This is a genomic window from Corynebacterium oculi, assembly GCF_001412105.1.
GTDB classification, from domain to species: Bacteria; Actinomycetota; Actinomycetes; order Mycobacteriales; family Mycobacteriaceae; genus Corynebacterium; species Corynebacterium oculi.
This window is the reverse complement of record NZ_LKST01000001.1, coordinates 362,473-382,676: the sequence shown is the minus strand read 5'-3', so window position 1 is coordinate 382,676 and position 20,204 is coordinate 362,473. Positions and strand designations below refer to the sequence as shown.

The following is a 20,204-nucleotide window of genomic DNA, read 5'->3' as shown; positions in this document are numbered from 1 at the left end:
CCACAAAGGGCCGTTTTTTCTCCGTTGAGCGCTGCGTCACGGCTCCCATTGTCCCCCATCCCCACCGCCCGGCACCACCGCACCCCGCGCGGAAGTCAGGCGGTAAGTTGGACACCGTGCGTGTACTAGGTTTCCGTTACTCCCACCGCCCGCGTATCGACGCCCCCCGCTACCGCCGCGCCCTGCTCTGCGCAGCGCTCAGCGCGACCCTGGTGCTCACCGCCTGCTCCACCGAGGACACCCCGGACAACGTGGAGACCCCCGTGGCCCTCCAGGTCGATCCCGCCCGCGTGCTTCTCCAAACCCCCGGCAACGCCCCACACCGCACCCTGGAATACGCCTCCGAACGCCCCGAGCAAAAGGTCAGCGTGGCCGTCACCTCCGGCTTCGAGCAACAGGTGATGCGTGCCGACGCCGTGCAGGTACAGGCCCCCGAGGCCGCCCAAGACACCCCCCTCATGCAGGACGCGGAAACCCTCACCCTGCCCCTGCGGGCCACCGGCAGCGCGGCGGAGGGCTCGCGCGATTCTGACGATTCCGGCGATTCCGACAAGGACGGCGGAGCCGGTTCTGCGGGAACCGAGGAGGCCGCCACGCGGCGCGTGGACACCACCCTGGGCAAGCCCACCTCCTCCCTCGCAGAACAAAACCCCGACTTAGAGACGGCCCAGGGATTCACCCTGGGCTGGCAGGGCGACGCCAGCGGGCGCATCGACACCGTGAACCTCGCCGCCCCCACCGAGGCCAATGATGAGAGCCGCGCCCTCGTGGAAAAAGCCATGATGAAACTGCTTTCCCTCCCCGTGATCTTCCCCAAGGAACCCGTGGGTGTGGGGGCCGTATGGAGCGTGGACTCCCGCGTGACCGGGGAGGCCACCCTACTACAAACCACCACGTACACCCTCACCGCGCTCGACGGCGACACCGTGGAACTTAGCGTGAGCGTGCAGCAGCGGCCCGCGCAGGGGGCGCTCACGCTCGATACTGGTGCTGCCTCTGCGGAGAACGGCGCGGAGGTTGAGGATTCGGATACGGCTAGTACTACTGCCGACGCCCCTTCCCAGGCCAACCTAGGGACACAGACCCTCGACGTCATGAACACCAATACCAGCAGCACCGGCACCCTGCGGCTCAACCTCAACGAGGCCCTTCCCCACGAGGGCACAGTGGCGCTGACCACCCGCGTGGTCTACGGGCAGCAGGAATCCGACGTCCGCGTAGTGCAGGACACCGCCACGCAGTTACGGTTTAGCTAGCCCCCAATTTCTGGGCCACCTACACCCGTTCCCTGCCCCGTTCCCTGCACAGCAGGAACCGGGCTTCCGGGGGATCATGGATGCACCTCACCGCGTTGGAAAAAGATGCTAGAAGAAGTACGGAGTGGGGCCAGGCTGGCGCGGTTCTCCAGGGGCGCTTATAAAAGGCCTTACTCCTCTCCATTCTTCTCCCCCTCCAAGCCTCTCATCCAATCCTCTCAGAAGCAGCTTCCCTCCCCCGCATATAGCGGCTTTAAATCCCCCATGCCCTCTCTACCCACCCGCCCCCTCCTACCACCAGGATTATTCCTTCTAGATCATCGCCGATCCCAAAAACTCCGCAACCACAAGAACCACGTGGGCTTACTTTGACGCCTCCGCCTATTCCTACCATCCACCAATTCCACATGGTCCCTATAATAAAATTGATATTCACCATCACCCACATCCAACCACCTATCCCCCTCTATATCCGCATATCCATATGCCTTCACCCTTTCACAGAAGCCATCCCACCGGGCCTGTCCCGCCCGAGAGTGAGTCCAGCCATTCCCCCGAAGAAACATGAATAGGATATCAAATCTGTACATCCATACATAAAAGATGGCAGCTGAACATATCAGATCGAATCTAATATCAAAAATTCTTTTGATAGGAATCTCTTCAATGAACATCAAGGGAATGATCATCACCGCGATCAAAAATATCGGCGAAATAATTATCGATGGAGATAGGAATGGATCGAAAAGTTTGGATGAATATCTCGGAAACCACGACAGGAATACCGATACAGAGAATAGAAACATGAGTGGGAACGGGGGAAATACAATAAAACCATATAAAATCAACTCTTGCTTCACACTGAGATTATCATAATTGTATCTGATAACGCAAAACAGGACCACTATCCAGAAGAACGATAACGCGATGATAATATCCAGCAAATATTCACACACCTCCAATCCCAGCCGATAGAACGTGGTACTCCACATTTTTATTATGCGTAGTACCTACAGTATTTAGGTTAGGTTAAGCATTAGGCGATCCCCTCAAGATCATTCAAGGACTCCATCGTTCCCACGGTGAAAAGCAAGGAAACATAGTCCTCAATATCCAAACCAAACCCCCACGTAAGATCCACACCACTCGACCAAACATTCTTATACCAATCAGAAGGATCATCTATGGAAAAGAATACAAACCCCGGACCAAGGGACAGTTTTTCCGATCCTCCGTCACCCAGGAAGTTCTCACGATGAGCCTCCCACCACGTGTGACCGAGCGATGAATGACGACCATGCGGGTGCGGTGTTCCGTCAACACCTACTTGCAAATATGCAGCGCTCTGATCCGATTTATTCCCAAAGAAAGAAGAACGCCCCAGACCCTTCCAAAGATCAGAATCAATAAAATGATCCAAGACGCAATTACGCATGACATACTTCCACGCAAGATCAAACGTACTCGCCTGATCTATACCTCCAGAACCCTCCCCATTTCTATCACAAAGAGAGGTCACACACCAGCCTGAAGGAACTTGATTCCTCCGCCGAACACCAAGATAACGGCCGCCCAACTCCAAGGGAGAATCAGCGCCGTACACGAGATACTTATCCCCTAACCACAAACCACGATCAATCTTCTCGCCAAAGCGCTCCTCAACCTTCTCCTCATAGCAGCGCAAACCTCGTATCGCCAAGGCCCAGTCCTCACTATCCAGCGGCGCGATCGGAAGATACCACGGCTCCCTTTCACTATTCGCGTTAGCGATCTTATGCGCTCCGTATTCCATTACCTGCATGGATAAATCCTTTCCTCACTCAACTTCTCGCAAAATTCCATAAGCCACAAGTTCTTCCACCGACAGCGATTCCACCCCTACCGGCTCACCATTACGATAGAGAACCTTCTCAAACAAGTACTGCGTTCCACCACCGGGCTGTTCAAAAGCCGGAGCGATCTCCCCATAGCGGACCTGGACCCCCTCCGGGAGCGGATTCTCCGTCCTTTCAAACTTGGCATAGTACGTCATTTCAATCCACGGCGGAAGCGAACGCATGGGGAAAGAATCTGTAGCGTTCCATAGGTAGTTTCCCTTTTTGCTACCAAGCCTATCAATCACAGCAACTCCTCAATCACATAATTTCATGTCAGCGATTTTTATATACCTTATTTAAATAGTTTCATTCATGGTCTCCTCAATGCTTCCATCAAGATAGTGGAGAAAGTGAGTGGAAAACCGCCTTACCGTGATATCAAAATTTCTCATCTCTCCATTCCTCCAAGTAGCCTATGCGAAATGCAAGATAATGGCAAATAGCACATACCGATTTTCGGGATTGAATCTTGGAACGAACACGACGGTAAGGTGAAGCCCTACTCACACGTCAAGATATTGCAGTTTGGAATAAAAGTTCAACATAATCCTCAATATCAAGACCCAATCCCCAAGCAAGATCTGTATCTAATTCAGTATCTGTAAGATACCATTGCAAGGGGTCATTGCGATGATAAAAAATAAAGCCAGAGCCGGACGAAATATAATCTTTGCCCCATATTTTTTTCGAATCGCGGATAATATCACTCCAATGAAAACCATCTTTCTCGGGATTCCCCTCTACAATATCTCCATACATCGATACCTGGAAAGTATTTACAGAATCAGGAATCTCCCCCCTAAAGACAATATGCCGTAACTCTGACCTCCAATGCGGCGTACGCCAAAAGCTATCAACCACACAAGACCTCATATTATCTTTCCACACCACATCGAAGGAACTTCCCTGTGTATCTAGCGTCTCATCACCACGATCCGAAAGTGAAGCCTTCATCCATCCAGAAGGAATCTGCTTCCACTTTCGAACTCCCCCATACCAATTACCGTTTTCCAAAAGACCTTGAGCACCATAAGCAAGATACTCATCTCCCAGCCATAACCCCCTATTCACCTTCTCACCAAGGTAACGAAAGGCACACTCTTCATATTTATTTACACCTCGAATAGCGGTATCCCAATCTTTATCTGACAGCGGGGAAATTGGCAATGCATACTTTTCCCCACTATTCCTCTCGGCAAAAATCAGACTACCATATTCCATAACAATCATAATTAAATTATCTCCCTGAAAAATCCGCGGTCTATCAATTCCCTTAAACTGACCAACTTAATTTCTGGACCATCGCTTCCCATTCCGATAATCTTTTCAAAGATATACTGCGTACCACCACCGGGCTGTTCAAAAGCAGGAGCAATCTCGCCAAAACGAACTCGAATATTATCCGGCAACGGTACATCTGTCCTAATCACCTTCGTGTACTTTTCAAACGGCCTATCCGGGTGCATGGATCGCATCGGGAATGAGTCTCCGGCATCACCCAAGAACTTTCCTTCTAGGTTACCTATCCTATCAAGAACCTTCCGTTCAGGTATATCTTCCACTAAGGTTGTAATCGGATTTCCCTCTGCGTCGAGAACAAATCCATTCTTTGGTGGCCACTTGGGATCATCTCCCGGCCCCCATTTCTCAACAAATTCTGGATGAGTAAGGTCTCCATACGGACGATATTCCTCGGGGAAGAACTCTTCGTTCCGAATGGTAGGCGGAACGGTATCAGGGTTCTGCCCCTCTGCGCGGTACCATGCTGGACTGGAATCAACTTTACCCGTTTCTTTCGGCAACGGATTCTGCTGTGGAGGAAGAACTCGAGGGGACGTCGTCTCCGGTTTGACAGCCCGTGGTTTTTCCAGTGAAATTTTTACAGGTTTTGTCGGTTTTTGCTCCGGAACACGTGGGCTACCCTGTATAGGTTTTGCAGGTTTCGGTGTCGGCTTAGGTTGCGGAAATGGCTGCGTCGGCTTTTTAGGCTTTATCGCCTTGCCAGACTTATCTACACCTTTTAGCCCAACGAGGTTTATTGCGGTAAGCGTAATCGCCTCTGGGTACTTTTTCTCCTTCCATTCATCATAGGCAATTGCTTCTTTACCCACAGACTTCCATGCTTCTTTAGGGGATACATCATCGCTAGCACCAACTAATGCCCCTGGTCCGTCTCGCCATGACTCTTTGACACCGGGTCCGCCATCTTCCCCTAGTCCGACCAGGGGTGCCGCACCCCCAATCCCATCACGGAATGACTCAGAGAGTTTCTTTTCTCCACGATAAATCCAGCGTTCAACCTTCGCCGTACCTCTAATTACTTTATTATCAGATTTTTCACGTTTCTTTAGAGCATCTTCTTCGCACTTTAAGTTACCATCTTCCCATTTGTCAATTTTTTACCCCCGGCCCGAATGGCATCTTTTACTTTCGTGCGGAACCCCTTATTCTCCTCCTCATTCTTGCCAGAAGAATCTTTAGTCAGCTTCTGATTCTGAGCAGCATTATTTCCTTTCCCACCTTGCTCTTGTGCATACGGATCAGGCTGAGGCCCTCCCACTGCCGTGATCTTCCGGCGTGGCGCATTAGGCGGCAACGGCTTACCCACCTGACTATAGTCCGGTGGCAACGGATTCTTACCGGGACGTACATGCTTGTCAAGGTTTCCGTCCTTCCCCTGGGAATCAACTTTCTTAGGAAAGTTATTCTGATAGTTGGGGTTGACGGTTCCGTCCTGATTGAACATCTGGATCGGTTTGTACTGCCCTTCGGGCACCACGGACGCTTTCTCCGGGTCAGCTGGTGGAACATTCAATATGTTCCTGCCACTTGCAAGGGGATCATTCTTAGCCGTTGACTGCGGTGGATACCCTACACCCTTAATCTTCTGCCTCGGGCTCCCCGGAGGCAGCGTTTTTACCTCGGGTTGCTTCACCGGCTGCTGCGGCTTCGGGCTAGGCTTAGCGCTTGGTTTGGGCGTACTCGGCTTAGGAGCCGTAGCCGTGGGCTTTCCACTTCCTTTTTGCGATGACGGCGGCTGCCCGATCCCCTTAATCTTCTGCCGTGGGGGCCTCTTGCCACCGCCTGCGCTCTTACTCTTATAGGCGCTTGCTCTAGCCTTTTTCCTATCGGGGTCCGCCACCACTGGCAACGCAGTGGTGCGCTGGGGGTCTACTATCTGGACTAACCGGTTATCCTCCCCCACCTCATACCAGGTGGGCACCTTGCGGCCGGAGGCATCGTAAGCCCAGGGAGCTTGGACGTGTTCCACCACGTTTCCCTGAGCGTCCAGCACGTCCACGGAGCCGTCGGCGTTTTTGCTCAGCCGCCCGCCGGGAGGCACGTCCATGTCAAATACGTGCTCGCGGGGTGAGTTTGGCCCTTCGAGTAGCACCAGCGATTGCTTGCGTCCACCACCCCAATCAATATCTGCCCGGTGGGAGCCATCGCGGCGTCGTACCCGCCTCGCTACGACGGCCGCCGCACCCGCCACGGCTCCGGCTGTGCCGAGTAGCCCTTCTCCCGGTGCCCCGGTGGCGGGCCGATTTTCTTGCTCGTCGCCGCTGGTTCTACCTGATTCTTCATGGGGCGCCGCAGGGGTTTCGCTCCTCGCAGTAGTCAGCTCATTCTCGTTCCGCAGGGGCGCGCCTGCCTCATCGAGTACCTCAAAGAGCTGCCCGGCCAAGGATTCATCGCGCGCCACGGCGATATTGCGCCCGGTGGCGGGATCGCTCACAATCACCTCCCCGGTGGCTCGTCCGGCGTCGTCTACCACCACCGTGCGGCCCTGCTGATCCTCCACCACGCGCACCCGCCGCGATTCCGTCCCGGTTGCGCCATGAGTGTCCACAGGTTCCGGGACGGTGATCTCCCAGGAGGGCACCTGGGGCACATTGGAACGCGCGCCACCAGGACCCATCGTTCCATCACCCGGTGCAGAAGAAACAGGGGCAGCACCGCCTTGATTACCTCGGCTCGTTTCTCCCAGACCACCCAGGCGCATGTCCTGGGAGTATTCGGATTCGCGCGGGCCAAAGCCCTCATACCTGTGGACCCGTCCCGGCGGGGTGGCGTCATCTTCCCAGCGGTGTACCCGTTGGTGCCCGGTGCCGGAGTCCTGCTCCGCCGGGCTTGGTACTCCGCCCAGATCATCGGATACCCCATTGCCCTGCTCGGTATCCCCGGAGGTACCAGGTATATCCGGCCCACCCACGCACACGTATCCGGGCCACGCCCCTGGGCCGGGTTCCTGGCCGGGGTGAGTGGCTCGCCACAATGCCTCCTGCGTGGAGTTCCAGGCTGCGGTCTCGCGTTGGCACCGCTGCTCCGGGGTTTCCGCCTGCACCATCGGTGTACACAAGAGGTGTACCGTGCCTGCGGCGAGCAGCACCCGGAAAAGCGCCTTTGTTCCTCATGCCCACTTGTTCCTCACCGTCGCCCATATGCCCATCGCCCCCGCAGTGAGCAAAGCACCGGCGCACATCATGTCCACCATGTACACGAGCATCACCGGCACGTATCCCCAGCGCTCTATGTACGCGCCCATGTTCTGCCCCAGGGCTAGCACACCGATCATCGCGATGAGCCCCACCACGGCCTTACCGATGCCCGCCCACACCGCCGAGGCGGCGGGTTCCTGGGAGTCCTGCGGCAGTGTTCCCGCTACCGGGTACACGCCCTCCTCGGCCGCCTGCCACTGATCGCCCGTATAATCCGCCCCCACCAAGGTATCGGTGCCTTCCGTGTCATACCGCTCATGCTGTCCCATAGCATTCCCCTTGTATCCCTGTTCGGCCCCGCTTGTTACCGGATGCGCTGCGCGTCCCCGTACACGCTCACCGCATCCATCGAGGTGGCAGACTTGGCGGAGATGGTCACGTAGGAACGCACCGTCACCGGGCCGGCACACCCGTTGACCTGCAAATGCGCCCCGGTAAAGCCGCCGCCCGCGCGCTGGAAACGCGGATCAATGGGCATGGATACCAGGGCCACGTTGGTCACCTTGCCCGGGTGCAGATGTCCGCGAATGGTGGGGGTGACCTCCGCCTTGGTGTCTACTCCGAACTCTCCCTTGGCGGTGGCATCACCGCCCATTTCCAGTTTCCCGGTGGCATCGGCACCCGCCTCCGGCTTGACTTTGGCGTCCGCGCCTGCGGTGAGGGAGCCGTCGGGAAGCGTCACCTTGACCTCGGGGCCTGCCTCTCCGCCGAGGCTAACGCTCGGGCCTCCCTCCACTCCGCCGTTGATGTGCGGGCCGCCCTCCATGCCCACGGTGCCGTGCGGTGCCACCCCCACGGTTCCGGTCACGTCATAGTCCACTCCGCCGGAGACGTCCACGCCACAGCCGATCTGGTATCCCGATTCAAAAACCGCCCCCGCAATCTCCGGATTGCCGTGGCCGTCGATCCACACCCACCCAGTCACGGTGCCAAAACTCTCTCCGGTGGTGGCTGCGGAATCCAACGGCGGAGCGACGTTGATTTTCTCCCCCTCCTTTAGTGCGTGGAGCACCCAGCCGTCTGCGGTGACCCGCTCCGCTTAACGATCCGGTAGTTGCTTCTCTCCGCCAAACGGCGCGGCCGGGTAGGGCAGAAAATCAATGATCGGCGCGGCGGAGGCCAGTCCCGGCAAGAAAACAGGGGAAACTGCACACCCGCACGCCACCAGGGCACGGCATAGGTGTTGAAGCATAATAGTCCTCACTTCCAAGCATAAGTTCCTGTAAGAATCTGCAATAGAACTGAACATACTCCTAGCAATAGCCACGCCGATAGAGTTTTCTCCCCTGTAAATATATGGCATATTTCACAGCAGAAACCCCCTCCACACACCGCCGCATAGGTCTATGATCCCGGCACTACTGGCAGCGAAGAAGCACAAAACAGCAGGTAAAGAGCCACCCCCCCCCAGCGGCAAGGCACACAGCACAAGACGCACACGATTCCCCACACAGAAAAAGGGCCGTGGTGTACACCACGGCCCTACCCCCTAAGAACTACCCCCTAGGAGGGGTCACGGCACAATGAAGCGCAACGCATATGCTACTGCGCCGGGGCGTTCCCGGCGTCATCAGCAGCCGGAGCAGGTGCCGGAACCTCCGCCGGAGCCTGCCCCGGTGCGGGAGCGGCCGGAGCCGCAGCACCCTCACCAGCCGGGGCCTCGGGGGCCGGAACATCAGCGGCGTCGTCAGCCGGAGCGGGCGCGGGGGGCACGTTGGAGGGCACCTGATCGGCACACATCGCTGGGGCCCGATCCGGCACCACGCGGGTAATCAGGGTGCAGGCCCAGCTCTTAGAGAGCTTCCAGGTGCCATTCTCATACACAAAGGTGACGTTATCGGCCATCTGCTCGGGCTGATCGGGGCGAATGAATTGCACGCTGGTGAGCACCTCATTAGCGGCGTATCCGGCCAAAACGGGGTCTACCACCTGGAAATCCGCGCCGGATTCCTCCTTGGAGCGCGCCATGACCTCAAAGAGTTCCGGTGCCGTTTCCCCGCCCTGGACGGTGGCGATCTTATCTTCGATGGGCCGGTTTGGGTCGGTGGCGGCGGCGAGAACCTGGTTGAGATCGGCGGCGGTGGGCAGCGCGGGGGCCACCTCGGCGGCCGTGGTGGAGGCCGGAGCGCTGGTGGTGGCTTCCGCCTTATCGTCCTGATCATCGCTAGAGCAGGCGGTCAGGCTTAGCCCCAGGCCGAGCGCGGCGGTGGCGGCGGCGATCTTGTGCAACTTCACGGGTCTCTCCTCATATACTTTTGGCATCTCGCACAGCATGAGGACGGCGCGCGAGGGCTCAACAGTTACGTTTGGGAAAGATGTTACACCTGTTTTTATGATAACACTACGCGCCCAGCGTACACCGCCTACAATGGCGGGATCATGAGCAGCCCGCAGACCCTCTCCCTCCTCACCACCGGCGGCACCATCGCCTGCACCACCGACGCCTCCGGCGCGCTCATCCCCACGCTCTCCGGGGAGAATCTGGTGGCCCCGCTACGCTCCCGCTTCCACCCCGAGCGCGTTCGCCTGCGCGTGCGCGAACTCGGCCGCGTGGATTCCTCCTCCCTGCGCCTCGACGAGGTCGATGCCCTCATCGCCGCCGTCCACCAGGAACTCCGCGATCCCGCCGTGGCCGGGGTCATCATCACCCACGGCACCGATTCCCTGGAGGAAACCGCCCTCGCCCTCGATTCCTTCCACTCCGACGAGCGCCCCGTGATCCTCACCGGGGCCATGCGCCCTAGCGACGATCCCGCCCCGGACGGCCCCGATAACCTCTTCGAGGCCTGCACCATCGCGCTCGATCCCGCCGCGCGTGGCATGGGAGCGCTGATCGTCATGGGCCACAAGGTGCTGCCCGCGCGCGGCACCATCAAGGTGGATACCTCCGCCCTGGAGGCATTCGCCTACCTCGGCCCCGCCGAACCCCGCCGCCCCGCTCCCCTCCCCGTGGCGGCGCTGAGCGGGCACAGGGTAGACATCGTCGCCGCCTATCCCGGCGCGCCCCGGGCGCTTATCGACGCCCCCGTCTCCGCCGGCGCTCACGGCCTGGTGATCGAGGCGATGGGGGCCGGAAACATCGGCACCGACCTGGCCCGTGGCGTGGAGGACGGACTTGACCAGGGGATCCCCGTGGTCATCACCACCCGCACCCATCGCGGCGAGGTGCGCTTTGATTACGGCGGCCAGGGCGGAGGAGCCTCCCTGGGCGCGCGGGGTGCCGTGGGGGCCGGGTATCTGCGGGCCGGGCAGGCCCGCATGGCCCTGCTGGTGGCCCTAGCGGCGGGGATACGGCCGGACGATGTTTTTTAAGGATGGATACACATGCTCGCCAACAAGCTCGGAATCACCGATCCTCACGAACTCTCTCTCATAGAAGAACGCATCACCAAATCCCAAGCCATGCGGATTATCGATGAAAGCCTTCTCCTCAATCACCCTGCAGGAACGTTCTCCACATTAAAATTCATTCACACAATCCTATTTCAGGATATTTATGACTTTGCCGGAAAAATTCGCACAATCAATATCTCTAAAAATGATTACCGCTTCGCCTCGGCGCTCTATCTCCCCGAGGCCGTGCACGCTATTGAAGCTATGCCGCACACGACCCTCCGTGAGATCGTGGATAAATACGCGGAAATGAATGTGGCTCACCCCTTCCGCGAGGGCAACGGGCGCTCCATGCGTATTTGGCTGGACCACCTGCTCTCCCATGAGCAGGGCCTGGTTGTACAGTGGCATCTTATTAACTCGGAGGAGTATCTTTCTGCTATACGGCGCAGCCCCCTGAACACCCTGGAGCTTTACGATCTCGTGCAGCGTCATACCACTCCTGATCGCGGCGACCGCACCCTTTTTGCCCGCGGCATCAACGCCAGTTATGCCTACGAGGGGTACACGCGGTTTGACGCCAACGATCTATAATTCCTCCTCTTCCTCCTGGTGCGCTAGCCAGTCCCCCCAGTCCAGGCTGTCCACCGGGTCGGCGGGGCGCAGGTCAGGATCGTCGTGGGCAAAGGTGCGGGTGCAACCGGCCTTGGTGGTGCGGGTTTCAAAGCGCACCGTGACGATCCCGTGCCCGCTTCCTTGCACCCAACCGTGCCCGTATTCGGGGTGGTACACGTCCTCGGTGGCGTACCACCCGGCGGGCGGAGCCTCGATGCTCACGGCCTCGGCCTTCTCCGGCTCCCCGGGGATCGCGGCCACGCCCACCTCGTAATCGTTATCGGCGCGCTCCGGGGCGGAGAGGTGCCGCTCCAGTTCGGCGAAGAGCACGTCCTGGGCGGTCTCCAAGCCGGAATACCCCACCCCCACCAGGCGGATCGGGCCTACCTCGTCCGGGTAACGCACCAGCCGGTTTGCCGTGGCGCGCAGGGTTTCGGGGTTGTCGGTGGCGTAGGGCAGGGTGACCGAGCGCGATTCGATATGGAAGTCCGCCATGCGCAGTTTCACGGTGACGGTGCGTGCCCCGCGACCGTCGCGAAGCAACCGACGGTGCGCCCCCTGCGCCGCGCGGGTGATGGCCGCATCGACCTCCGCGCGGGTAACCAGGTCCCTCGGGTAGGTATGCTCGGCGGATATTTGCTTGGCCTCGGCACGCGGCTGCACCGGGCGGTCGTCGTGCCCGCGCGCGAGGTGCCATAGCTGGACGCCGAGGGTGGAACCAAGGGTGATTTCCACCTCGCGCTGGGTCATCGCCGCAAGATCGCCGATGGTGTTCACGCCCACGGCCCGCAGCTTGTTCTGGGTCACTGGCCCCGCCCCCCAGAGTTTTCCCACGTCCAGGGGATGCAGCATATCGATCTGGCGCTCCACGGGGATCACGTACATGCCATCCGGCTTGGCCTCTCCGGAACCGATCTTGGCGTACTGCTTGCCCGATCCCGCCCCGATGGAGGAGGGCAGGCCGGTCTCCTCGCGGATCACCTCGCGCAGGCGGTTACCCCATTCCTCCACCTCCTCCGCGCTGGCCCCCACCAGCTCCTCCGGTTCCAGGAAGGCCTCGTCTACGGAAAGTTGCTCGATCACGCCCGCGTAGCGCCGCACGATCTGGAATACCCGGCGCGAGGCCGTCATGTACACGGCGCGACGCGGCTTGACCAGCACCGCACGGTACCCCACCAGGGCTGCGGCGCGGTGGGTGGGCATGGCGGAGTGCGCGCCAAAGCGACGGGCCTCGTAGGAGGCCCCGGCCACCACCCCGCGCCCATCCACCCCCGCCACGAGCACCGGGCGTCCCCGCAGCGTGGGACGAGTGAGTTGTTCGCAGGAGGCAAAGAAGGCATCCATATCAATATGAAGGACCCATCGCTGCATATCTGTGAGGATACGTCACCCGCCGCGATTTGTCGATCACATGTGCGAAAATATGGCTCAGGGAACCTTACCCCAACAGGGCGTTAAACACCTCGGAACTGCTGGGGTGAGTATAAATGCCCGCCCCTAGCTCCGAGGCCGCCACCCCATGCCGCATGGCCACCGCCACGGTGTTGATGAGTTCCTGGGAGTCCACGCAGTACAGGGTGGCCCCCAGGATGCGGTCATCCTCCTTATCCACCAGGAACTTCGCCCGGCCCTGCGGCTGCTCGAGGATCTTGGGGCGGGGAACAATCGCCATGTCCGCGACGTCCTGTGCCTTGATCTCCAGGGTGTGTCCCCGGCGCTGGGTGTCCTCGCGGGCCTCGTCCTCCCCCATGCCGATCTGCGCCAGCGGCGGCTGCACGAAGGTGGTGGTGGGGAAGATCCTGCCCTCGGTGGTGCGCTCGCCGTCTCCCCACCGATCGTCCAGGATCACCCGGTGATCGTCATAGGAAATGTAGGTGAACTGCGGCCCGCCCGTCACATCGCCGGCGGCATAAACCCCCGGCGCGCTGGTGCGCAGGTGCTCGTCCACCTCGATCGCCCCGCGCTCGGTGGTGGCGACCCCCGCCTTGTCTAGGCCCAGCCCTTCCGTGGCCGGGCGGCGGCCGATGGCCACCAGGGCGTAATCCGCCTCCACCTCGCCACCGCTATGCCGCACAACCACGCCCTCGCCCTCGGCCCGGAACTCCTCCACCCGCGCGCCGCTGATGATCTCGATGCCCTGCGCCTCTAGGTCGCCCCGCACGGCCTGGGCGATGTCTCGGTCATAGCGCCCCAGGAAGGTCGAGGCCCCGTCTAGCACCGTTACCTGGGTGCCAAACTGCGCGAACATCGTGGCAAACTCCAAGCCGATCGGCCCGCCGCCCACCACCGCCAGGCGGCGGGGATACTCGGGCACGCGCTGCACCTGGGTGGAGTCCAGCACGCGGTCGAGGTCTATTCCCAGGATACCCGGCCGCACCGGCACCGCGCCGGTGTTGATCACCACGGTCTCCGCCGTGATCGTGAGCCGCTCCTCCCCGCCGGTGACCTCCACCGTTCGCTCCCCGGTGAACGCCGCGCGGCCGTCGATAAGCATCACGTTGCTGCCCTCTGCCAGGCGCTTGTTCGCCTCGTTGAGCTTGGCGGTCAGGCCGTCGCGGCGGCGCTGCGCCTCCTTCAGGGCCGTGGCGTGGTTGGCGTCCCCGGTGCGGTGGTGTCGGTGGGCGTCGGTCAGCAGCGTCTTGGTGGGCACGCAGCCGATGTTGATGCAGGTGCCGCCGTACATCTGCGGCGATTGCTCCACGATGGCCACGCGGTCTCCCGCCTGGCCCCGCTTCATGGCGATGGTCTTTCCGGCCTTACCGAAGCCGAGGATCACAACGTCCAGATCAAGAGTGCTCATACCAGGTATAAAACCACACGGAGCACCCTTATTCCCGCCTAGTTGTTCACCCGCACCGTGGCGGTGACGCCCTTCACCACCTCGTGCGCCCGCTCGCCCGGCTCCTCGGTGATGATCTCCAGGGAGGTGGCCAGCACCTCGCCCGCGATGAGGTCGCGGTGGCGCGCGGCCCACTCGCGCTTGTCCTCCGGCACGCTCAGCACCACGGCGATCCTATCGGAGACCTCCAGGTTCTCCGCCTTGCGAGCGTCTTGGAGGCCCCGGATCACGTCGGCGGCCCAGCCCTCGGCCTCCAGCTCCTCGGTGACCTCCATGTTCAAGGACACCAGCCCGCCCAGGCCGTCGATCCGCGCCGTGGACTCGGGGTGGGCCGCCACCAGGCGCTCCGTGAACTCCTCGGCCGTGAGTTCCACGCCATCGGCCACCACGGTCTCCCCCATACGCTCGTAGTTCCCGGCCTTCACGGCCTTGATGACCCGCTGCACGTCGCGGCCCAGGCGCGGCCCGGCCACCTTGGCGTTGACCACCACCTCGAAGCGGCCCACCGCGTCCACGTCATCGCTTAGGAGCACCTCCTTGACGTTCACCTCGTCGCGGATAATCGCGGCGAACTCCGCCAGGGAATCCGCTCCCGGCATGGCCACCGTGAGCGCCGGCAGCGGCAGGCGGTTGCGCAGCTTGTGCGCCTTGCGTACCGACGACGCCGCCGAGCACACCCCGCGCACCGCGTCCATCGCGGCCACCAGGTTCTTATCCGCCGGGAAGTCCGCCGCCTGCGGGTAGTCCGTGAGGTGCACCGAACGTCCCCCGGTGAGGCCGCGCCACATGACCTCGGTGGCGTAGGGCAGCAGGGGGGCCGCCACGCGGGTGATGGTCTCTAGCACCGTGTACAGGGTGTTAAACGCCTCCGGGTGCTCCTGATCCCCGGCCCAGAACCGCTCCCGGGATCGGCGCACGTACCAGTTGGTCAGCGCGTCACAGAACCACCGCACCTGATCGCAGGCGGAGGCGATGTCCGTGGCATCCAGGGCCCTTTCCACCCCGGCCACCACGTCGTGCAACTTGGCCAGGATATAACGATCCAGCACATCCGGGGAATCCACCGACCACCGCGCGGGCTGGGAGGAATACAGCTGGAGGAAGGAATAAGCGTTCCACAGGGGCAGCAGCGCCTGACGCACGCCCTCGCGGATACCGCGCTCGGTGACGATGAGGTTGCCGCCGCGCAGGATAGGCGAGCTCATGAGGAACCAGCGCATGGCGTCCGAACCATCGCGGTCAAACACCTCATTGACGTCCGGGTAGTTGCCCTTGGACTTGGACATCTTCAGCCCGTCATCGCCCAGCACGATGCCGTGCGCCACCACCTTTTTGAAGGCCGGGCGGTCAAAGAGCCCCGTGGAAAGCACGTGCAGGAGGTAGAACCAACCGCGCGTCTGCCCGATGTACTCCACGATGAAGTCCGCCGGGGCGTGGGACTCAAACCACTCCTTGTTCTCAAAGGGGTAATGGAACTGCGCAAAGGGCATGGAGCCGGAATCAAACCACACGTCGAGCACGTCCGGCACGCGGCGCATGGTGGACTTCCCCGTGGGATCGTCCGGGTTGGGGCGGGTCAGCTCGTCGATGTAGGGGCGGTGCAGGGAGGTGGGGCGCACGCCGAAGTCCCGCTCCAACTCGTCCAGGGAGCCATACACGTCCACGCGCGGGTATTCCTCGTTATCGGACACCCACACCGGGATGGGCGAACCCCAGTAGCGCGAGCGCGAGATATTCCAATCGCGCGCTCCCTCCAGCCACTTGCCAAACTGCCCGTCGCGCACGTGCTCCGGCATCCACTCGATGCCCTCGTGATTGAGTTCCACCATGCGCTCGCGGATCTTGGTCACGGATACGAACCAGCTGGGCAGCGCCATGTAGATCAGCGGCTCCCCGGAACGCCAGGAATGCGGGTAGGAGTGCACGATGGTCTGGTGGCGCAGCACTCGGCCGGTGGCCTTGAGATCCCTGATGATGTTCTTGTTCGCGTCGAATACCAGCTGCCCCTCGTACTCCGGCACCAGGGAGGTGAACTTGCCGTCCATGTCCACCGGGAGCACCATCGGGATATTCTCCGCCTGGCAGGTGTTCATATCGTCCTCACCAAAGGCCGGGGCCTGGTGCACAATGCCCGTGCCGTCCTCGGTGGTCACGTACTCCGCCGCCAAGATGCGGAACGCCCCCTCCTCCGCCTTCTCCGCAAAATGCTCGAAGATCGGCCGGTAGGTCAGCCCCACCAGATCCGCACCGGCATAGGTGCCCAGCACCTGAGCGTCCTCGCCCAACTCCTTGGCGTAGGCCCCCCGGAGGTTCTCCGCCAGCAGCAGCGTGGCCCCGGCAAAGCCCTCCGCGCCCTGCTCCCCCACGCGCACCAGCGCGTAATCCACCGTGGGGTTCACCGCCAGGGCCATGTTCGAGGGCAGCGTCCAGGGCGTGGTGGTCCAGGCGATCGCGGCGGCCTCGCGCAACTCCGGGTGGGCCTCCAGGGTCTCCTCGCCCCGGGTGCCCGGCTTGGCCCCGGTGATCGGCATGGTCACCGTGAGCGTGGGATCCTGCCGCTCCTTGTAGGAATCATCCAGGCGCGTTTCCTGATTAGAGAGCGGGGTGTGCTCCGCCCAGGAGTACGGCAGCACCCTAAAGCCCTGGTACACCAGGCCCTTCTCATAGAGCCGCTTAAACGCCCAGATCACGGACTCCATGTAGGAGAGATCCATCGTCTTGTAGCCGTTATCAAAGTCCACCCAGCGCGCCTGCCGGGTCACGTACTGCTTCCACTCCTCCGTGTACCGCAGCACCGAGGAGGCGCAATACTCATTGAACTTGGCCAGACCCATCGCCTCGATCTCGCCCTTGTCCTTGATGCCCAGCTGCTTTTCCGCCTCCAGCTCCGCGGGTAGGCCGTGGGTATCCCAGCCAAACACGCGGGGCACGTGATAGCCGCGCATGGTCTTAAAGCGCGGAACGATGTCCTTCACATACCCGGTGAGCAGGTGCCCATAATGCGGCAGGCCGTTGGCAAAGGGCGGACCGTCATAAAAGACGTACTCCGGGCAGCCCTCGCGGCGGCGCAGCGACTCCTGGAAGGTGCCGTCCTCCTTCCAGTAGGCCAGCACCTGCTGCTCCATATCGGGGAAACGGGTAGACCCCCCCGTGAGATCCACCTTGGGATATACCGAACCCACCTGGTTTTCATTATTTCCGGCACTCGCGGCCATGACGCCTCTCCTTCACTCATGCGAACTGGAATGCAGGGACGCGGATCACCGCGCGGTACCACCCTGCTTGCCGCGCCCCGCCGCTTTCCGCCGCGCAACACAGCCGCTTCATTGCTCAAGTGAAGGCACTAACGGGCCTCAGCCGTTCGGTTCTACTAAGCGGCACCCCGCCGTTCTTCCGAATGCTCCCCGGTGATGGCCGGATCGACGCATATGCACCACAGTATAGCGCCCTACCGGTCCCCCGCCGAGTGCCGCCCCGTGGGGTGCCGCTTGGCGCTCATGTCAATCACCAGCAGCGAGGCCGCCACCGCCACCAACAGGAACATCACCACCAGCCCGAGGGTGTATCCCGTCACGATCACGACGACGAAACTCACCAGGGCGAGGGCGGTACAGATCAAGGCGGCAACGAGCATGGCCCCAGTGTAGCCGCCGCGTTCCCCTCGCTCCGGCACCGTCCTTCATCAGACGCGCTTGACCCCCGCCGCGAGGTGCTATCGCGGCGGGGGTCAAGGGGCGTGGAGGGGCGATTAGCTCTCCGTGGAGTTCGTCACCGTGGAGCCGCGAGACTCCAGTTCCTCCAGCTGGCTTTGCAGCATGGTCTTGAGGCGGGTGCGATACTCGCGCTCGAAGGTACGCAGCTCCGCGATGCGGGATTCCAGGGCCGTCTGCTGCTGCTTGACGGTGGACATGATCTCGGAGTGCTTGCGCTCCGCGTCCTGCTTGAGGGCGGCGGCCTTTTCCTCTGCCTGACGCACCTGGGTCTCCGCGCGGGAATGCGCGGCGGCCAAGGTCTCCTCGGACTTCTTCTCCGCGTCCGCCACCAGGGTGCGCGCCTTGGTATCGGCCTCGCTGAGCTGCTTCTCCGCGGCCTGGCGGGCCTCGTCCAGCATGGACTTGGATTCCATCTGGGCCTCGGTGGTCAGGCGGTCGGCCATCTCCTGGGCCATGCCCAGAACCTTCGCGGCCTGGACGTTGGAATCCGTGGAGGTCTCCACTGCGGCGGAGGCCTGTGCCTGCTGGGAGGAGGCTGCGGAGGCGCGGTTCTTGGCCTCTGCGGCCTCCTTCTTCGCGCGGTCGGCCTCCTCGCGGGCGGCCTTGATGTCAGCCTCGGCCTTCTGGGTGGCCTTCTTCGCCTGGGTGAGCTGAGCCTCATACTCGGAACGCAGCTCGGACTCAATCTCGCGGCGCAGCGCGGACTCGTCCACGGAGGAGGAGGTGGAACGGGAAGCCGCAGCCCCAGCGGAGGAGGAGGAATCCTTCAGCTCGCCCACGCGCTGGCGCAGATCCTCGTTTTCCTCCTGCAACTGAGCGAGGGTGTCCTCCACCAGATCGAGGAACTGATCCACCTCGTCCTCGTTGTAGCCCCGCTTGCCGATCGGCGGCTTGCTAAAAGCTACGTTGTGCACATCTGCTGGTGTCAGCGGCATTGGAGATCCCTTCGAGTTCGTCGCCCCGATGGGGCTAGGTGTAAGGCCCATCAAGCCTTACGGTTGCGTTCTGTAAATTACATTGCGGTTCTTCGCAGCCAGTGTAGATGAATCCACACTGACACCGAGTATAGTACCTAACTTAATTCTTTAGTTGATCTTGAGTGTTTCCGCCAATCAAAGCGGGTTTTTACCCGCCACCCCCGCGGCATCAGCGGAAGAAAGCCACCAGAACCAACTGGCTCAGCAGCGAGCAGATCAAGAACAACACGATCACCGAAATATCCAGCGCCACCCCGCCCATGTTCAGCGGGGGAATCACCCGCCGCAGGGCCTTCAGCGGCGGATCGGTGACCCGGAAAATCGGCTCCGCCACGAGATAAAAGGCCCGTGGCGGGCGGAAACTCCGGGAAAAAGACTGGATCATTTCAACCACGATGCGCACGATGAGCAGCAGGGTAAAGATCCGCAACAGGATCAGGAGTACGAGGCCGAGGTCTATCACGGTGATCCAGCCTAATGGAGTTTCCCGCGCACGGGAGCCAGGGGTAGCCGCCCGCGGGTTAGCGCAGGCGGGCGGCCTCTTCCAACTCCCGGGTGGAGATGGAGGCGCCATCGGGAACGATGGCAAAGACGCGGGGAACCAGCTTCTTCATCTGCCCGCGCAGCGCGAAGCACAGGCCCGAGGCGAAGTCGAGCACCCGCTTGGCCTCATCAAGGTCCATGCCGCTGAGATCGAACACCACGGCGTCGCCATCGCGGAAGGGCTCGCCCACCTCCGCGGACTGGGTGAAGGAGGTCAGCCGCACCGGCACCACGGCGGGGACGTAAGGCCCGGCCGCCACGCTGCCCGCGCGCTCCACGTTCCCCCGGCTGACCGGCTCGTGTCGGCTGGGTGCCGAAGCCGCACCGCGTTCCCGCCCGTAGTCCGAGCCGTACTCGTATCCCGGCTCGCGGCGGGGCTGGTAGGCGGCGCTACCCTGCGACTCGTAGTGGACGTCCTCACCGTAGTAGGCGTCGTCGTGGTAGGCATCCGCCGGCGCCAGGCCGAAGAACTCCTTGGCATTCTTGATGATCGACATCTCTCACGTCCCCTCTGCTCGCGGTGCGCCATGAGCACCGCGGTGGCTAACTTGA

The 20,204-nt window shown here is 61.2% G+C and carries 19 protein-coding genes; 4 read left to right on the top strand and 15 right to left on the bottom strand.

The window, feature by feature from the left end:
• Positions 1–116: 116 nt before the first annotated feature.
• Both Cocul_RS01810 and Cocul_RS12445 read left to right on the top strand, forming a co-directional pair.
• Entirely contained in the window at positions 117–1,256 is a 1,140-nt protein-coding gene (locus Cocul_RS01810; RefSeq protein ID WP_150114303.1) for a DUF6263 family protein, read from the top strand.
• Positions 1,257–1,859: 603 nt separating this feature from the next.
• Positions 1,860–2,132, top strand: a complete 273-nt coding sequence (locus Cocul_RS12445; protein WP_160318480.1) for a hypothetical protein — start codon at positions 1,860–1,862, stop codon at positions 2,130–2,132.
• Between the two features lie 160 nt (positions 2,133–2,292).
• Here the strand turns inward: Cocul_RS12445 and Cocul_RS12175 are convergent, their stop codons facing one another.
• The 8 genes from Cocul_RS12175 to Cocul_RS01780 form a co-directional block, all read right to left on the bottom strand.
• Positions 2,293–3,057, bottom strand: a complete 765-nt coding sequence (locus Cocul_RS12175; protein WP_150114302.1) for a hypothetical protein — start codon at positions 3,055–3,057, stop codon at positions 2,293–2,295.
• 15 nt (positions 3,058–3,072) lie between these two features.
• On the bottom strand, positions 3,073–3,378 hold the full coding sequence (locus Cocul_RS01800; RefSeq protein WP_082422111.1) for a TNT domain-containing protein: 306 nt from the start codon (positions 3,376–3,378) through the stop codon (positions 3,073–3,075).
• 265 nt (positions 3,379–3,643) lie between these two features.
• Positions 3,644–4,363: a hypothetical protein gene (locus tag Cocul_RS12170; protein WP_150114301.1), complete on the bottom strand. Its 720-nt coding sequence runs from the start codon at positions 4,361–4,363 to the stop codon at positions 3,644–3,646.
• 2 nt (positions 4,364–4,365) lie between these two features.
• Positions 4,366–5,244, bottom strand: coding sequence for a TNT domain-containing protein (locus Cocul_RS11645; protein ID WP_150114300.1), 879 nt, complete (start codon positions 5,242–5,244; stop codon positions 4,366–4,368).
• Positions 5,245–5,501: 257 nt separating this feature from the next.
• Positions 5,502–7,523: a hypothetical protein gene (locus Cocul_RS12165; RefSeq protein ID WP_150114299.1), complete on the bottom strand. Its 2,022-nt coding sequence runs from the start codon at positions 7,521–7,523 to the stop codon at positions 5,502–5,504.
• A 21-nt stretch (positions 7,524–7,544) separates the two neighbouring features.
• Entirely contained in the window at positions 7,545–7,901 is a 357-nt protein-coding gene (locus tag Cocul_RS12160) for a hypothetical protein (protein WP_055121599.1), read from the bottom strand.
• A gap of 35 nt (positions 7,902–7,936) precedes the next feature.
• Positions 7,937–8,644: an MspA family porin gene (locus Cocul_RS01785; RefSeq protein WP_245622067.1), complete on the bottom strand. Its 708-nt coding sequence runs from the start codon at positions 8,642–8,644 to the stop codon at positions 7,937–7,939.
• Positions 8,645–9,174: 530 nt separating this feature from the next.
• On the bottom strand, positions 9,175–9,867 hold the full coding sequence (locus Cocul_RS01780) for a WKL family lipoprotein (RefSeq protein WP_055121598.1): 693 nt from the start codon (positions 9,865–9,867) through the stop codon (positions 9,175–9,177).
• Between the two features lie 144 nt (positions 9,868–10,011).
• On the opposite strand from Cocul_RS01780, the gene Cocul_RS01775 reads away from it, so the two are divergent.
• Together Cocul_RS01775 and fic are read left to right on the top strand one after the other, a co-directional pair.
• The gene (locus Cocul_RS01775) at positions 10,012–10,944 is read left to right on the top strand and encodes an asparaginase (protein WP_055121597.1); all 933 of its coding nucleotides are present in this window, start codon (positions 10,012–10,014) and stop codon (positions 10,942–10,944) included.
• Positions 10,945–10,956: 12 nt separating this feature from the next.
• Entirely contained in the window at positions 10,957–11,559 is a 603-nt protein-coding gene (fic, locus tag Cocul_RS01770) for a protein adenylyltransferase Fic (RefSeq protein ID WP_055121596.1), read from the top strand.
• Here fic and Cocul_RS01765 read toward each other — a convergent pair.
• The 7 genes from Cocul_RS01765 to Cocul_RS01735 all read right to left on the bottom strand — a co-directional run bounded on the left by Cocul_RS01765 (position 11,554) and on the right by Cocul_RS01735 (position 20,149).
• Positions 11,554–12,951 (bottom strand): DNA polymerase IV, encoded by a 1,398-nt coding sequence (locus Cocul_RS01765; RefSeq protein WP_055121595.1) that lies wholly within the window; start codon positions 12,949–12,951, stop codon positions 11,554–11,556. The genes fic and Cocul_RS01765 overlap by 6 nt on opposite strands.
• A 67-nt stretch (positions 12,952–13,018) precedes the next feature.
• Entirely contained in the window at positions 13,019–14,380 is a 1,362-nt protein-coding gene (locus Cocul_RS01760; RefSeq protein WP_055121594.1) for a dihydrolipoyl dehydrogenase family protein, read from the bottom strand.
• Positions 14,381–14,418: 38 nt separating this feature from the next.
• Positions 14,419–17,634 (bottom strand): isoleucine--tRNA ligase, encoded by a 3,216-nt coding sequence (ileS, locus tag Cocul_RS01755; RefSeq protein ID WP_055121593.1) that lies wholly within the window; start codon positions 17,632–17,634, stop codon positions 14,419–14,421.
• Positions 17,635–17,867: 233 nt separating this feature from the next.
• Positions 17,868–18,053, bottom strand: coding sequence for a hypothetical protein (locus tag Cocul_RS01750; RefSeq protein WP_055121592.1), 186 nt, complete (start codon positions 18,051–18,053; stop codon positions 17,868–17,870).
• A 114-nt stretch (positions 18,054–18,167) separates the two neighbouring features.
• Positions 18,168–19,067, bottom strand: a complete 900-nt coding sequence (gene wag31 / locus Cocul_RS01745) for a DivIVA-like cell division protein Wag31 (protein WP_055121591.1) — start codon at positions 19,065–19,067, stop codon at positions 18,168–18,170.
• Positions 19,068–19,278: 211 nt separating this feature from the next.
• Positions 19,279–19,572 (bottom strand): YggT family protein, encoded by a 294-nt coding sequence (locus Cocul_RS01740; RefSeq protein WP_055121590.1) that lies wholly within the window; start codon positions 19,570–19,572, stop codon positions 19,279–19,281.
• A 58-nt stretch (positions 19,573–19,630) separates the two neighbouring features.
• Entirely contained in the window at positions 19,631–20,149 is a 519-nt protein-coding gene (locus Cocul_RS01735) for a cell division protein SepF (RefSeq protein ID WP_055121589.1), read from the bottom strand.
• Positions 20,150–20,204: the final 55 nt, after the last annotated feature.